General features: G+C 63.5%; 15 protein-coding genes. 7 read left to right on the top strand and 8 right to left on the bottom strand.

Going from position 1 to position 15,107, the window contains the following annotated elements; all coding sequences use genetic code 11:
• Window positions 1–80: 80 nt before the first annotated feature.
• The 3 genes from CHB88_RS13435 to CHB88_RS13425 all read right to left on the bottom strand — a co-directional run bounded on the left by CHB88_RS13435 (window position 81) and on the right by CHB88_RS13425 (window position 1,765).
• Window positions 81–716 carry a ProQ/FINO family protein gene (locus CHB88_RS13435; protein ID WP_089399848.1) on the bottom strand — a complete coding sequence of 212 codons (636 nt, stop codon included), beginning with the start codon at window positions 714–716 and terminating at the stop codon, window positions 81–83.
• 49 nt (window positions 717–765) lie between these two features.
• Window positions 766–1,323 (bottom strand): hypothetical protein, encoded by a 558-nt coding sequence (locus CHB88_RS13430; protein ID WP_089399847.1) that lies wholly within the window; start codon window positions 1,321–1,323, stop codon window positions 766–768.
• Between the two features lie 82 nt (window positions 1,324–1,405).
• Entirely contained in the window at window positions 1,406–1,765 is a 360-nt protein-coding gene (locus CHB88_RS13425; protein ID WP_089399846.1) for a hypothetical protein, read from the bottom strand.
• Window positions 1,766–2,205: 440 nt separating this feature from the next.
• On the opposite strand from CHB88_RS13425, the gene CHB88_RS13420 reads away from it, so the two are divergent.
• The 3 genes from CHB88_RS13420 (at window position 2,206) to CHB88_RS13410 (ending at window position 5,523) form a co-directional block, all read left to right on the top strand.
• Window positions 2,206–2,691: a hypothetical protein gene (locus CHB88_RS13420; protein ID WP_089399845.1), complete on the top strand. Its 486-nt coding sequence runs from the start codon at window positions 2,206–2,208 to the stop codon at window positions 2,689–2,691.
• Between the two features lie 123 nt (window positions 2,692–2,814).
• The gene (locus CHB88_RS13415; protein ID WP_089399844.1) at window positions 2,815–4,692 is read left to right on the top strand and encodes a potassium transporter Kup; all 1,878 of its coding nucleotides are present in this window, start codon (window positions 2,815–2,817) and stop codon (window positions 4,690–4,692) included.
• Between the two features lie 129 nt (window positions 4,693–4,821).
• The gene (locus CHB88_RS13410; protein WP_245844960.1) at window positions 4,822–5,523 is read left to right on the top strand and encodes a dioxygenase family protein; all 702 of its coding nucleotides are present in this window, start codon (window positions 4,822–4,824) and stop codon (window positions 5,521–5,523) included.
• Window positions 5,524–5,538: 15 nt separating this feature from the next.
• On the opposite strand, the gene CHB88_RS13405 is transcribed toward CHB88_RS13410, so the two are convergent.
• The 4 genes from CHB88_RS13405 to CHB88_RS13390 form a co-directional block, all read right to left on the bottom strand.
• Window positions 5,539–5,847, bottom strand: coding sequence for a helix-turn-helix domain-containing protein (locus tag CHB88_RS13405; protein WP_089399842.1), 309 nt, complete (start codon window positions 5,845–5,847; stop codon window positions 5,539–5,541).
• Window positions 5,848–6,078: 231 nt separating this feature from the next.
• Window positions 6,079–7,836 carry a putative bifunctional diguanylate cyclase/phosphodiesterase gene (locus CHB88_RS13400; protein WP_089399841.1) on the bottom strand — a complete coding sequence of 586 codons (1,758 nt, stop codon included), beginning with the start codon at window positions 7,834–7,836 and terminating at the stop codon, window positions 6,079–6,081.
• A 10-nt stretch (window positions 7,837–7,846) separates the two neighbouring features.
• On the bottom strand, window positions 7,847–9,178 hold the full coding sequence (locus tag CHB88_RS13395) for a sensor domain-containing diguanylate cyclase (RefSeq protein ID WP_089399840.1): 1,332 nt from the start codon (window positions 9,176–9,178) through the stop codon (window positions 7,847–7,849).
• Window positions 9,179–9,182: 4 nt separating this feature from the next.
• Window positions 9,183–9,575: a phosphonate transporter gene (locus CHB88_RS13390; RefSeq protein ID WP_089399839.1), complete on the bottom strand. Its 393-nt coding sequence runs from the start codon at window positions 9,573–9,575 to the stop codon at window positions 9,183–9,185.
• Between the two features lie 616 nt (window positions 9,576–10,191).
• On the opposite strand from CHB88_RS13390, the gene CHB88_RS13385 reads away from it, so the two are divergent.
• Window positions 10,192–11,187 (top strand): Bug family tripartite tricarboxylate transporter substrate binding protein, encoded by a 996-nt coding sequence (locus CHB88_RS13385; RefSeq protein ID WP_089399838.1) that lies wholly within the window; start codon window positions 10,192–10,194, stop codon window positions 11,185–11,187.
• 62 nt (window positions 11,188–11,249) lie between these two features.
• Here the strand turns inward: CHB88_RS13385 and CHB88_RS13380 are convergent, their stop codons facing one another.
• Window positions 11,250–12,521: an MFS transporter gene (locus CHB88_RS13380; RefSeq protein WP_217900162.1), complete on the bottom strand. Its 1,272-nt coding sequence runs from the start codon at window positions 12,519–12,521 to the stop codon at window positions 11,250–11,252.
• Window positions 12,522–12,656: 135 nt separating this feature from the next.
• On the opposite strand from CHB88_RS13380, the gene CHB88_RS13375 reads away from it, so the two are divergent.
• From CHB88_RS13375 to CHB88_RS13365, 3 genes are all read left to right on the top strand, one after another.
• On the top strand, window positions 12,657–13,001 hold the full coding sequence (locus CHB88_RS13375; RefSeq protein ID WP_176442460.1) for a DUF1840 domain-containing protein: 345 nt from the start codon (window positions 12,657–12,659) through the stop codon (window positions 12,999–13,001).
• Between the two features lie 325 nt (window positions 13,002–13,326).
• Window positions 13,327–14,547 (top strand): diguanylate cyclase domain-containing protein, encoded by a 1,221-nt coding sequence (locus CHB88_RS13370; protein WP_089399835.1) that lies wholly within the window; start codon window positions 13,327–13,329, stop codon window positions 14,545–14,547.
• Window positions 14,548–14,708: 161 nt separating this feature from the next.
• On the top strand, window positions 14,709–14,900 hold the full coding sequence (locus CHB88_RS13365; protein ID WP_089399834.1) for a hypothetical protein: 192 nt from the start codon (window positions 14,709–14,711) through the stop codon (window positions 14,898–14,900).
• The last annotated feature ends 207 nt before the right edge of the window (window positions 14,901–15,107 follow it).

Raw genomic sequence — 15,107 nt, 5'->3', positions numbered from 1 at the left:
TCGGTGAAGGGGCGGTGGAAGCGCTGAGGGAAGGGTGTTTGTGCTACGAGCGGCGGCTGCATCGGCGCGGAGCGGGGCGGTCAGGCGCCCGCCGGCGCTTCCTTGGATTTCTTCGGCTGAACGATGATGCCTGCCGCCTTGATCGTCGCGCTGGGCAGGTCGAACTCCCCCGTGATCAGCACGGCCGCCTGCCCGCCGAGTTCCTTGAAGGCGGCTTGCGCCTTGCGGAAGGACTTCGGATTGAGCACCGCTTTCACCTTGCCGGTGGCGGTTTCCACCGTAACCGGCACGCTGCTGGCCCCGATGGAATCCACGTCGAGGTGTTGTTCGAAATCGATGACGGTGACGGAGACTTTGACGGTATTGGCGCGCATGGCAAGTTCTTCCAGTATCTTTTTTTCGGTGCCGGGATTCAGACCGGGCAGGGCGTCAAGTTTCATGCCGAGGCGGCCGGCGGCGAAGCCGCGCTCGAGCGGCGATATCGTTCCGCAGACGTCGCCATCCAGGCCATAGCGGGCGCCGCCGGCGACCACGTTGCGCAGATAACGGCGGTCGCCGGTCTGGCGCGACAGGGCTTTGTTCAAATGCTCGACTGGCGCGATGTCACGCGCCGCCAGTTCCTCGCGGATGCCGAGCTTGAGCGGCTTGAATTCGGCGAAGACGGGAAATTGCTCCCGCAGTCGCCGCAACAGCATGGTACTGGGCTGTGGCTCCATGTTCTCCCTTATGCTCCATCGTGATCGATGACGACCGGCGGTGCTGCCGTCATTCCGCCCGCGCTGCGCGCCAGGCGGCGACGATTGCCGTCACGTCGGCGCCATCATAGGGCGTGAGCTGATCCGGGTCGCCGCCGTAGATCGCCTGCTTGATGCCGGCGAGAAGGCGTGCTGCATCGAGCAGGGCGGCGGCAATGCCTTCCACCGTAATGCCTGCATCGCTCCAGATCGTTGCCGGATTGTCCAGCGCCTTGCGATCAATGTGGAAGTGGGTCTTGTTCCTGATGTGCAGCAGCCTGGGAACGATGCCGCGCAACTGTTCGAGGCTGATGCCGAGCCGGTCGGCGGTCAGCTGCGCGATGGCGCGATGGCAGCGAATGATATACCAAAGCGAGCCAGCCTCCTTGTGATTGTCGAAAATCCGGATGGCGCCGCCTATCATGCCGTCGTACAAGGCGCCGGCGGCGATGGCGAGGAAATCGACGCCGGCTTGGGAAATGCCGGCTTCATTCAGGCGCTGATAGGCGGTCAGCTGGAGCAGCGCCTCGTTCGCCTCGGCGAAATTCCGGTTCAGCGCCGCGAGGACTCTGGCTGTGTGGGGCTTCATGGGGCTTCATGGCGATTGCATGAACGATGGCAAGCGAATATCGCCATTCTGTCGCAATACGCCGGGCCGCGCACTGCGGAAGCTATTGCCTTATCTGCTGCCGTTCCCAAAGCCGGAACGCTGCATCGAGCGGATCGCGCGACGGGATGCCCTCAGCGCCGTCGTCCGCGCCAGCCCGAATGGCGCCATCCATGCGCGCGGTGGCGATGATGCGGCCCACGCAGGACTGCCACTCGTAACGCGCTTCGAAAAACGCTTCATCATCCGCATAGTCTTCGCGACGTGGCAGCGGCGGCAAGCGGCGAAAGGTGGAAGGCGAGGAACAGTCGAACAGCTTCCTGATTCGCGCGTCGCGTTGCGAGGGGGTCAGCCTCAGCCAGGCGCCACCCAGCAGCGCCATCCAGTCGTTGGCATCCCAACCCGGCAGGTCGATATTCTTCATAAGTTCACTAACGCAGATTGTAGGGAAACCGAGGGTGCTTCACGACTTCATGGCAAAACCCCACGATAGCATCGTACGCCCTGGCAATATGCGCTTAATGATGCTCTTGTAGTCCGCCTGTTGTGCCGGCGCCATGTTTGATTGCATGCCTGTCAAGGCTGCCCATGTTCGAGTTAACACAATGGCCAGTCGAAGGCATTTCCCGTACACGGAAACGATGCGGGAAGCCCGCGTGGGCATGGGGCCGCATCATGTGTTGTCGACGTAAGGCACGAATGGAAGGTCGACATGATTCGAATGGAATTCAATCGTTAAAAAAAGCGGTTTCCTGAATATTGAAAATTAATGAACTCAAGAAATCAAACTCGAGTTTCAGTTTGAGCATTCAATGTGAACAATATTGTTGTAGTATCACGCATTCAATGACTAAAGGAACATTCATGTCCTCTCTCAACCAAGCAAGGGAATCCCTGAAGGCGGAGCTGGCCCATGCCGAGCAAGGCGTGCGCTTTTATCAGAGCCGCATCGAAGCGCTGCACAGGGCGCTGGCCAGCCTTGAGCAGATAGACGACGTGGATGGCCGCATCGCCAAATCCGGCGTAAAGGCGCGCCGCGGTCGTGCTGCCGCCACGGGCGCAGCCGTGAAGCCGGCGAAAGCAGCCGGCAAGCGCGGCCGTCCGGCAGGCGCCGCGGGACGGGATTTGCCGTCCACCGGCGGCAGCTTCTGGATCGACCTGATCGGGGCGGAACCGAAGACCGCACCGGAACTGCTCGAGGCGGCGGTGCGGCAGATGAACCTGTCCCTGGACCCGGCTCAGCGCAAGAAGCTGGCGCAGCGCATGGTGACCGCCATCAATGGCTTGCTCAAGTCCGGCAAGATCAAGGACAGCGGCAAGGGCCGCGAGCGCCGCTACTACCGAGACTGATACTTACCTGTTCGATTACGGCGCCGGCGTCGATCAGCCGCCGTGGCAAGCCCCATTTTCATGCCCTTCGATTAAGATAGCGGTTCGACAAGCTTCCGCACCACCGACAGCGAAGGGATCGTCTTGACTGGCACAGCTTCCAACAACCGGCTCGCCGCGCTCACGCTGGCCGCCATCGGCATCGTCTACGGCGATATCGGCACCAGCCCGCTCTACACCATGAAGGAAGTGTTTGCCGAGCACCACGGCATCGCGCTGACGCCGGGAAACATCATTGGCGTGGTGTCGCTGATCGTCTGGGGCCTGATCATCGTGATCTCCCTCAAGTACGTGACGCTCGTTCTGCGTGCCGACAACCGCGGCGAAGGCGGCATCATGGCCCTGACCGCGCTGGCGCTCTCCTCGGTGACGCAGAAATCGAAGTGGTATTACCCGGTGATGCTGCTGGGCATGGTCGGGTCCGGGCTGTTCTTCGGCGACGGCGTCATCACGCCGGCCATTTCGGTGCTGTCGGCGATCGAGGGACTGGAAGTGGCCACGCCGGCGCTGAAACCCTACGTCATTCCGCTCACGCTCGCCGTGCTGGTCACGCTCTACATGGTGCAGCGCCACGGCACCGCCGGCATCGGCCGCTGGTTCGGCCCGATCGTGCTGGTCTGGTTCTTCGCCCTAGCCGCCATGGGCCTGGTCAACATCGTCGCCAATCCCGCCATCCTTGCCGCCTTCAATCCCTGGCATGCGTTCAACTTCCTGTTCCACAATGGCTGGTTCGCCTTCCTCGCCCTCGGCGCGGTGGTGCTGGCACTGACCGGGGCGGAAGCGCTTTATGCCGACATGGGCCACTTCGGCCGCAAGCCGGTGCGCCTGGCGTGGTTCATGGTGGTGTTCCCGGCGCTGGTGCTGAACTACCTCGGGCAGGGGGCGCTGCTGCTGTCCAACCCGGCGGCCGCCTCCAATCCCTTCTTCCAGCAGCTGGGCGCATGGAGCGTCTATCCGCTGGTGGTGCTGTCCACCATGGCCACGGTGATCGCTTCCCAGGCCACCATCTCCGGCGCGTTCTCGGTGACGCAGCAGGCGATCTCGCTCGGCTTTCTGCCGCGCATGCGCATCTGCTACACCTCCGAGAGCGAGATGGGGCAGATCTACATTCCGCTGGTGAACTGGCTGCAGCTCGCTGCGGTGGTCATTGCGGTGGTGGGCTTCGGTTCTTCCTCCAACCTGGCCTCGGCCTACGGCATCGCCGCCACCGCGACCATGATGACCACCACGCTGCTGACCTTTTTCGTGGTGCGCTTCGGCTGGAAGTTGCCGATCACGCTGGCTTTTGCGGCCACCGGTTTCTTCCTGGTGATCGACATCGCGCTGTTCTCCTCCACCAGCCTGAAGATCGTCAGCGGCGGCTGGTTCACCCTCGCCATCAGCGCCTTCATGGTGACGCTGATGCTGACCTGGCGGCGCGGCCGCGAGCTGGTGTTCGATAACATACGCCGGAACCTGGTGCCGGTTCCGGATTTCCTGCAATCCTTGTTTATCAGTCCGCCGCACCGGGTGGAAGGCACCGCCATCTTCTTCCGCGCCGAAGGCGACGGCGTGCCGCATGCGATGCTGCACAATCTGCTGCATAACCGGGTGCTGCACGAAAGGGTGGTGCTGCTCACGGTGAATGCCACCGACATCCCGCACGTTCCGGACGCGGAAAGGGTGAAGATCGAGCCGCTGGGCAATGAATGCTATCAGCTCGACATCTATTACGGCTTCAAGGATGAGCGCGACATTCCCTATGCGTTGAAGCTGTGCGAATCGATGGGACTGGAAATCGATCCGATGCTGGTGTCCTACTTCATCGCCCGCCAGACGGTCATTGCCAGTCCGAAGTCGGGCATGGCGCTATGGCGCGAGTCCTTGTACGCCGCCATGGCGCGCAACGCGCGCGATGCGGCCGACTATTTCCGCCTGCCGCCGACGCGGGTGATCGAAGTCGGCACCCAGGTGGAGATCTGAGACATCGCGGCGATTCATGCCGGCGCTCCTGTCGGCCGGCATGAATCGCCGCGATGCGCTAATCTGGACTGATGCAGGGACGCCACCACGACGGTGAGTTTCACACCCCCGCAGTCGAGGAGATTCACCATGCCGGATTTCCGCTCAACATCCTGTCATTTCGACACCAGCCCGCTCTCGTGCAGGCAAGAAATCAATCGCCGGCGCATGCTGCTCCGCAGCCTCGGCGCCGGGATCATCGCCTTTCATCCCTGGAGGGCGCTGGCCGCCGAGCTGGTTCCGACGCCGGCGCAGACCGAAGGGCCGTTCTACCCGGACCGCCTGCCGCTCGACCAGGATAACGATCTGCTGGTGATCGCCGGCCGCAATGCCGCGGCCGCCGGCGAAGTGACGCAGCTTGCCGGCCGGGTGCTGGACATCGGCGGGCGGCCGCTGCGCGGCGTGACCGTCGAGATCTGGCAGGTGGACCGCAATGGACGCTATATCCACTCCGCCGATGCCGACGCCAGGAACGACGCAAATTTTCAGGGATTTGGGCGCTTTGAAACCGATGCCGACGGCGCGTACCGCTTCCGCACCATCAAGCCCGTTCCCTATCCCGGACGCGCGCCGCATATCCACGTGAAGCTTCACAGGAGCGGCCGCGAACTGCTGACCACGCAGTTGTACGTGCAGGGGCATCCGCAGAACGAGCGGGACGGGGTGCTGCGCGCCATACGGGATGCGCGCCAGCGGGCCTCGGTGCTGGTGCCATTCGTGCCCAGCGACGTCCATCCGGGAGAGTTGTCCGCGCGGTTCGACATCGTGCTCGGCACCACGCCGCGCGGATGATCCTGTTTGGAGGAATCAGCCCGTCACAGGATCGGTGTCGTCTTCGGGGATGAGGGAAAGCTGGGTGCCCATCGGGTCGTTGGCTGCCAGCCGGTCGAGGTCGTCCTGGAAATCCAGTGTCTGCAGCAGGGCGGCATAGCAGGCCATGTCGATGCGGGGGTCGCCCAGTTCGATATTGCGCAGCGTGGCGACCGAGATGCCCGCTTCTTCAGCCACTTCCTTGGCGGCGAGCTTGCGCCGCACGCGTGCCAGCCTGATGCGTTCGCCGAACCGGCGCAAGCGGGCGACGGTCTGCGCCGATATCTGCGGAATCTGTTTTGCCATGATGCTGCCGGATGACGATGTCGCTTAAGGAAACCGCCACATTGTTCCACAACTTGGCGCCAGGTGAATAGTCGGGCGGCGTGCGCAGGGCCTGCAGCGCCTGGTCAAAAAGCCAAAAAAAAGCCCGCGGCCTTGCGGCTGCGGGCTGAATCCAATTCAAGAGAATCAGAGGAGACGGAAGCATTATCCACAGGCGAGGATATAACTTCCAATTGCGATTGAAAATACCATCTATATGGATTTTCCATAACCGCGAGCCAGCAGCCAGGCGAGCAGTTCTTCCGCCGGCAGCGGCCGGCTGAACAGGTAGCCCTGGCCCTTGTCGCAGGCCAGCTCCTGCACCGCCTCGGCCTGGGCCTCGGTCTCGATGCCTTCGGCAACCGTGATCATGTTCAGGCTGTGCGCCACCCGCACCGTGGCGTCGATCAGCACCCGATGATGGCTGCTGGTGTCGACCTGGCTGACGAAGGAGCGGTCGATCTTCACCGTCTCGACCGGGAGCAGGTGCAGGCACGACAGCGAAGAGTAGCCGGTGCCGAAGTCGTCCAGCGCCAGCCGGATGCCGTTGGCGCGCAGCTCCCGAAGGCGTTCAAGCATCGTTTCGTCCTGGGCTGCCAGGCTTTCGGTGACTTCCAGCTGCAGCGCGGAGGGCGGCATCTCCGTCGAACGCAGAATTTCCATGAACCGCAACCCCATGTCAGGGTCCGACAGCTGCGCCCGCGACAGGTTGACCGCCAGGGAACGCGGGGCAGCGGGGCCGAGCAGGCGCTGCCATTGCATGAAGTCGCGGCAGGCGGTGCGCAGCACGAAATCGCCGATCGCGCCGATGAGGCCGGATTCTTCCGCCACGCCGATGAAATCCACCGGCGAGACCAGGCCGCGCTGCGGATGGCGCCAGCGCACCAGCGCTTCGACGCCGGCGCCGTGATCGATGTCGCTGCGGGAAGCGAACCCGACCACCGGCTGGTAGACCACGAACAGCTGTTCTTCCTGGAGCGCGCGCCGCAGCTCCGCCTCGATGCCGCCGCGCCGCACCGCGCGTTCCCTCATCTCGGGCTCGAACAGGCAGAAGCGGGCGCCGCCCGCGCGCTTGGCCTCGGCCATGGCGATATTGGCGTCCTGCAGCAGGATATCCGCATCCGACGGGCCATCGCCGCAGGTAGCGATGCCCATGCTGACCGGGCAGATGATCTGGTGCTGCCCCACCTGGTGCGGCGCCTGCAGCTCGCGCATGACCCGGGCGGCGACGCTGGTGATGTCCTCGATGCGGCGGATGCCGTCCAGGATGACGACGAATTCATCGCTGCCGAAGCGCGCCGTCATCGGCATCGGCTGGCTCGACAGGCCGACCACGTCATAGTGCCGCAGCGTCAGGCGCAATCGATCGGCGATCTGCTGCAGCACCTGATCGCCGACCCCGTTGCCGAAGGCGTCATTGATCTGCCGGAAGCGGTCGCAGTTCATGAACAGCACCGCGCAGCTCCTGGAGGCGAAGTACGGCACCCGGTTGACGATTTCCTGCAGCTTCTCGCGCACCGCCAGGCGGTTCGGAATGTGCGTCAGGCTGTCGATATGCGCCGCCTGCCGCAGTTCCTGCGCCAGCTGCTGCTGTTCGCGCTCGGCTTCGCGGGTCACGTCCTGGAGCGCCATCATGAAGCGCTCCGGATCCAGCTTGACCAGCGTGAGCGCCAGGATGGCCGGCACGTCGGGGGCGAGGCTGCCGGCCGGCAGATGCACCCGCATTGCGTCGCATACGGTGCCGCTCGGCGCGCCGAACTCCAGCGCCATGCGGCGCAGCTCCGGCGCGACGCCTGCCAGCACGTCGAACATGTTCTCCATCTGGCCCCCGGCGATGGGCATCAGCAGCTGGGCGCATTTCGGATTCAGCATTTCGATGCCGCCGCTGGCCGACAGCTGCGCCAGGGCGATGGGCACCCGGTACAGGAATTCGATCAAGCCTTCGTAGGCATCCGTCTCTCGGACTTCCATGGCGCTCGCCTCAGGCTGTGCTGGCCAGTTCATGCCAGCTGCAGATCCGGTTTCGGCCGGCCTGCTTGGCCCGGTAAAGCGCCTGGTCGGCTTGGCCGAGCAATTCGCCGAGCCCCGAAATTTCATCGCTCAGGCAGGCGATGCCGCCGCTGATGGTGTAGGGAATCTCCATGCCGTTGAAACTGACGGTGGCGTGCTCGACCATGGCGCGGAAGCGCTCGGCCGCGACCTGCGCAGCCTCCAGGTCGGTCGACGGCAGCAATACGGCGAACTCCTCCCCGCCGATGCGCGCCGGCACGTCGATCTGGCGGAAGCATTTCCTCAGCTTCTCGGCGAGATCGAACAGGACGGCGTCTCCGGCGGCGTGGCCGTAGCCGTCGTTGATGCGCTTGAAGTGATCGGCATCGAACACCGCCACCGAGGTCGGCCGCGGCATGCGTCGCACCCTCGCCAATTCGAGTTCGGCGGCCTCGAAGAAGGCGCGCCGGTTGGCGATGCCGGTCAGGTGATCGCACAACGCCTCCCGATGCTGGGACTCGGCCGCATCCTTGCGGTCGTTGATGTTGCGTATCACCAGGCAGTAAGACGCCTCGTCGCAGACCAGGCTGCCCGCCTGCGCCGGCAAGCCCAGCTCCGTCCGATATTGCAGCGGCACGATCAGGCTGCTGGCCCAGAAGCGGCTGCCGTCGGCCCGCACGCAATACCCTTCATGCAAATTCCAGCCGGCCTCGTCCGCTTCATGCAGCCGGTCCAGCATGCGTTCCGGCGTGATGGCATCCGGCGGATAGAACAGCGCATAGGAAGTGCCCTCGACCTGCTCCGGCGTCAGGCCGGTCAGGCGGGTGATGCTGTCGTTGGAATCTTCGATGCGGCCCTGGCTGTCGAGGCCGACCAGCGCATAATCCTGGATGCCGGAAAAGATGGCGTTGAACCAGGCCCGGTTCTTCTCCAGCAGCCGCTCCTGCTTCACCTGCACGCTGACATCGCTCAGCACGGCCATCAGCCGTTCGCCGTCGAGCTTGAGGATGGTGATGGAAAGGTATTGCGCATCCCGCTTGCCCGGTATGCCGGCGCTTACCTGCACGCGCAGTGCATCGCAGATCGTGCCGAACTTCGACGGGAAACTGGCACAGCGATGGCGCAGGTCGGGTGCAACCGTCGCCAGCGCGTCGAAGAGGTTGGACAGATCGCTGTCGGCGGCCAGTGGCATCAGCAGCTGCGCCGATAACGGGTTCATCATGTGAACCTCGCCGTCCAGGCTGGCCTTGACCAGGCCGACCGGCGCCATGTAGAGGAATTGCAGCAGCGCCTCGTGCTCTGCTTCGAGTGCGTCGGTTAGCATGTCGTCAACGCGACCGGTCCACCAGCACGAAATTGAGAGCCAGTCCAGGGTGCGAAAGCAGGCGCAGCTTGACCTTGGTCGGCCGCATGCGCAGCGTGAGCACGTAATCGATGGTGGCGTCCAGTTCGTGGCCCAGGCGGTGCGCATCCTCGAAGCGCTGCGCCACCATGAAGTTGTTCATGCATGGAGCGACGTTGGTAAAGAAACGCTGGCCGAGGACGTTGCTCACCGACAGGCCTGCCAGGGTCGCCTCCGTCCTGTTGTAGATCTTGACGCCGGTATCGTCATCGAAGCCGATCACGCCGAAGGCGAGTTCATCCAGTTCATGCGGCTCCATCCCATCCAGCAGGCGCGCGAGGCCGGGCTGGGTGAAGTTGATTGAAGGGGTCACGATCATCGAATAGTCCTTTTGATGAATCAGGGAAGTGAGCTGCCCAAACGCAGCTGGCTGAAGCGGCATCCTTCGCGCAGCGCTTTTCGGACGGCATACGGCCTGAGCCGGCTGCCAGCAAGTCTCCAGCGGACGGTTCGGCGGCCGCTAAAGTTGCGTGAAGTAAAGTAATCATAGTTTCCTAAAGCCAATATTGCAAGAAGTGTCTACGGCAAATAGGCGGGTTTATTCGAGGAAATTAGAATTGTTGATATTTATCAACATAAATGTCTATGTCATGTATACCCGGTCAGGCAGAACATGTCAGGGGGGCAGCCCGTGGTAATCAGGTTCGCGCTTGCCGAGGAGGGCAAGCGTGGCAACCTTACTTGGGAAGGCTGTTCGGCGTCTGGAGAGGCGGGCCGGCATAGCCGATGCGAACGGTAAAAGTGCAGAAGTCAAGGCCACCCGGCATGAATATTCCGCTTTCCGAATACCGTTTATCAGTAATATTGTATGTTCACAATGTGATGGCAACCTTACCATCTGAGCCGTTATCAAGCCGGCGTCCTGAAGTCCCGGCTTCACGGGCGCTGCACGAACGGGTCGTTGCACAAACACCGCAACAGGAAAGGATGAGGAGATGAAGAAAACGTTATTTCGCGCGGCGCGTCTCGGCCACGCTTCAGTGATGGCGCTGGCGCTGATGGCAGCGGGCGGCGCGGCGGCGCAGGGCAGTTATCCTTCGAAGCCGGTCAACATCTACACGCCGTTTGCGGTCGGCAGCGGGCCGGACGCCGTGCTGCGCCAGGTGGCGGACCGGCTGTCGAAAATGTGGAAGCAGCCGGTCATCATCAACAACAAGCCGGGCGCCGGCGGCTTCCTCGCCTTCGAATCCACCCAGCGCGCCGCGCCGGACGGCTACACCCTGCTGCAGCTCGACAGCGAGCATCTCGCTGCCGTCCCTTATCTCTACAAGTCGCGCAATTTCCAGACGCTGGACGTCTACGAGCCGGTCGCGACCCTGTTCCGCACGCCGTTCCTGATCTCGGTGCCCACCGATTCTTCGCTGAAGTCGGTGAAGGATCTCGTGGCCGCCGCCAAGGCCGCGCCCGGCAGGATGAGCTACGGTTCCTGGGGCATCGGCAGCCCCGGCCATCTCGGCGGCGAGGCGCTGGAGCTGGCCACCGGCACCACCATGCAGCATGTGCCTTATCGCGAAGTGTCGCAGCTCTACGGATCGGTCGCCAGCAATGACGTGCAATGGGCATTCGCCTCCATTCCTTCCAGCCAGGGCGTGTTCAAGGCCGGCAAAATCCGTTACATCGCCGTCGCCGCGCCCAAGCGCATCCCGCAGATGCCCAACGTGCCGACGGTCGCCGAGTCGGGCGGCCCGGCCGACCTGGATGTGAATTCCTTCGTGGTGCTGGTGTCGCCCAAGGGCATGCCGGCCGATCTGAAGACCAAAATCAACGCCGACGTGCAGAAGGTGCTGGCCGATCCCGAAATCAAGGAGCGCTTCAATACCTTCGCCTTCGAAGTCCTGAACTGGACGCCGGAAGAAATCCGCCGCAACGCGGATGCGAAGGCAAGGATCTACTCCAACCTCATCCAGCGCAAGAACCTCACCCTGGAGTAAGGAAGCGCCGGCGCCTCGCCGGCTAGCAGCCATGCCGCAGCGGGCTCGCCGCGCCATGACTGCTAGCCGGGCGCTCGCGCGTCCCGCGCCGCTCCCGCATACCGTGCCAGCAGCCCGGCGAACACCAGCATCGCCAAAGCGGACCACGCAAGCGACGCGTGCACGCCGACCACGCTGCCCATCAGCCCGACGGTGATGCCGCTGAATGCGCGCATGCCCAGGGCCGACATGTTGAACAGGCCGATTACCCGGCCGCGTGCCTGCGGCGCCGCGTTCACCTGCACCAGCGACTGCGCCATGCTGGAAAAGGACAGTTCGAAGACGCCGGCGGCGAAGAGGGCGATCAGCGCCACCGGATAGGACGGCGCCAACGCAAATCCCGTCAGGGCCAGGCACCAGCAGGCCGCCAGCAGGATGGCCTTGCGCGCTCCCGTATCGCTGCGGCCGCGCGCTTCCAGCCAGAGGCCGGCGCACAGGGCGCCAGCCGCATCGGCGGCGAGCAGCATGCTGTAGGTGGCGCTGACGTCGCCATGGCCGAGGTCGGCGGCGAAGTTCGGCATCTGCGCCTGGTAGCTGTTGCCGATGAAGAAGGAGCCGCCGCCGGCCAGCAGAATCATGGAGACCAGCAGCCGGTCATGGCGGATATCCGCAATGGTCTGCACGATGTCTCTCAGGCCGCGAACCGCTCTTCGCGGCGCGTCGGCTGCCGCCCGGCCGTGCGGGATGGTGAGCAGCCACAGCACCAGGGGCACGTAGAAAAGCGCATTGGCGAATATGCCGTGCACCGGTCCCAGCCACTGCATCAGGAAGCCGCCGACCGCCGGACCGACGATCAAGCCGAGATAACGCGCCGTCGCGTTGGAGCGCACGGCGCTCTGCAACGCATCCGGCGGCACGATCTCGTACAGCAGCATCTGGCTGGCGGTTTGCCACAGCACCCCGGCAATACCGTGCAGGATCAGCAGCACGACCGCCTTCCAGATTTCCAGCGTATCGGTCCAGATGAAAAAGCCCCAGCCAAGCGACACCCCGATGAAGATCGCCATCCCGGCCTGGATCACGCGGCGCGGGTCGGTGCGTTCCGCCAGGCCGCCCACCGGCACCGACAGCAGCAGGAAGGGCAGCCAGTGCGCCAGCACGGCCACGCCGCCGAGGGTGGCCGAGTGAAACTTCTGGAACGCGACCCAGTAGCTGATGACGTGCTCGATGTTGTCCGCCATCATGGCCAGCAGGTAGGTGGCCAGGTAGGCGCGGAAATCCTTGTGCCGCAATGCCTGAAAAGCCATCCCGGCTGCCGCCGGGGCGTTGTCCGCCTTCGCCTGTTTCCGTTTCAATCGAGCCCGCCTGTCGTCATGTCCAAGGCATCGATTGTAGTGTGATCGCGGCGATGCCGTGGTCTGGCATCGGTCAAGCCTGCGCGCCCCCGCGCTGCTAGCATGATCCGGTGGGTTTTCATCCATGGAGGGATCATGCTCGTCAATTTCCATTCTTCGGCAGGCGCCGATGTGGTCATGCTCGAACAACATGCACAGCAAGTGCTCTCGCTGCTGGGCAAGGAAACGCGCAGCGGCATGCTGACCAGCCAGGAACTGAAGGAAGCCATTCCCCGTCTGCAGCAGCATGTGGATGACAGCAAGGACCACGGCATCACCAGCGCGGTGGTGCGCGATGTCGTCACCGGGGGCGCAGTCAGCCATTACCACGACGCCGGCGACACGGTCAGTTTCGCGTCGCGCGCCTTTCCCCTGCTCGAACTCATGCGGGCAGCCCGGCAGGCGGGCGCCGACGTCGAGTGGTCGCTGGCCCAGGCTTGACTGGGGAACCGAGGCTCCCTGCTCAAGCCCCTGGTGAGGGGCAGGCGCCGGAATGACATGCGCATTCCGGCATCATCCTTGCCATCCCGGCACGATCAAGGTTGCTGGCGCCGCCAGTCAACACCTTTCGTTGTGGCTTGCGCCTGCCTAGGCCAAATAAATCCGGACCCGCGCCATCCCCGAGGAAACCTTTCCTTGCTGGAATGGCCTAATCGTTGGGCGCGCCGGTCGACGGGCAATGGGATTCAACCTGCCATGCGGCTTCGAAACAGCCGAGCCTGCTTGGCGCCGGCGCTGAAACTGAACGATTCGTTAGGAAACAGGCATGACAGACATCGCGCTGCGCGGCGCGGCCGGCAAACTGGATGGCGATGCGGACAGCCGCATGAGGAAGGTGCTGAGGTTGGAATTCATTGGTCGCTATGCGATGACCGCCGGCGCCATTCTGTGCTTCGTCGCCTGCGTCATCTTCACCGCCCAGGCCAACCGCATCCTCGACCGGCATGACGATCACCGCAATACCGCGCAAGTGACGGCCACGCTGCTCAACGTGCTCGCCAACGTGCATACGATGGAGTACGGCGCCGGTGCCTATCTGTCTACCGGCAACGAAAGCCGGCTCGCGCCTTTTCACCAGGGAAGCCTGGAGCTGAGGAAGAATCTGTCCTGGCTGGCAACCCTGTTCCCGGACGAGGATGCGGCCGGCGTGACCCTGGTGACTCGCCTGCAGACCTTGGCGCGCGGGCGGGAACAGGAACTCCTGGCCGCCATCGGCCGCCAGCGCGCCGACTCGGGCGATGATGCCAGGACCGCTCCGGAATTGCTGGCGCAGGCCCGGCAGGATGGTATCGAAGCGGTGGTGTTTGAACTCAGCACCCTGCAGCAACAGCGGCGCGAACAGGCCGATGCCCGCACCAGTGCCGCGGTGCAATCCGCCAAGACCGCCTTCCTGGCGTGGATCAGCCTGCTCCTGGCCGTGTTCTGCCTGGCGTTCCAATACAGCAGCCGCGCCGGCCGCCTGCTGAAAACGGCGGCGCAGCGGCTGGCGGAAGAGGCAACCCACGATCCGCTCACGAGGCTGCCGAACCGGCGCTATCTGCAGGATTGGCTGCGCAAGGCGATCGCCCGCAGCATTCGGTCGCATGAACCGCTGACGGCGATGTTCATCGACCTCGACGGCTTTTCCGACATCAACAACACCCTGGGCCACGAAGCCGGCGACGACGCCCTGGTGTGGGCCGCCAGGACGATACAGTCCCAAATTCGTAGCGCCGACTTCCTGGCGCGCCTGGGCGGCGATGAATTCGTCATCATCTGCTGCGGCCCGACGCTGGGGCAGATCGAGCACTTGGCGCAGCGCCTGCTGGCCGCCTTCGCCGGCGCGCGGCCGTTCGGCAGGCTGGAAGCCGGGGCCTTGGGACTCAGTATCGGCATCGCGCAAATGCCGGCCGACGCCCCGGACGCCGACGCGCTGCTCAAGCGGGCAGACCTGGCGATGTATGAGGCGAAGCGCGCTGGCAAGCGTTGCTTTCGGGTGGCGGGCTGAAGCGCATTCAGGAATTCTTTCTTCCTCCTTGAGAACAGGCTTGGGCAAGTCTCTCAGGAACCCGCGAGCGGGTTTGTTGCCTGAAGATTAGCGGCAGTGCGTGCTGCACTGTCATCGCTGCCGAACGCGGCGATAGTAACTTGCTTTCAGGAGAAACCGCCATGCCCAACGACAAGGTAAAAGGCACTGCCAACCTTGATAGCGCCAAAACCGAAAAGCAACCCATGCCTGGTCTGGACAGCAGGACCATCGATACGGTGGAGACTGGCAAGAAACCGGACATTGCGGAGGATACGCTGCCTACCTCTTGGGTGGATGATCCGCTGAATGAGAAAGCGCCGAAACAGCGATGATGTCCTGAAAAGCAACCTGCCGCTTCTTTGAGTTTTTAGAAAGACAGTTATCGCTCCTGCGAACATCAGGTGACGAGCTTTAGCGAAGCGGTTTAGCGACTGAACCTCAGTTCAGATGCTGGCATGGCATAGTGAGTGCACGCGGAAAACGGGTGAATATTAGCCGCGCGGAAAGTTGCAGAACCGCGTGGAAACAACCTGTTTGGG

Origin of the sequence: Noviherbaspirillum humi, assembly GCF_900188095.1 — a bacterium.
In the GTDB taxonomy this organism is placed as follows: domain Bacteria; phylum Pseudomonadota; class Gammaproteobacteria; order Burkholderiales; family Burkholderiaceae_D; genus Noviherbaspirillum; species Noviherbaspirillum humi.
The sequence above is the reverse complement of the archived record's forward strand: the minus strand, read 5'-3'. Positions and strand labels throughout refer to the sequence as shown.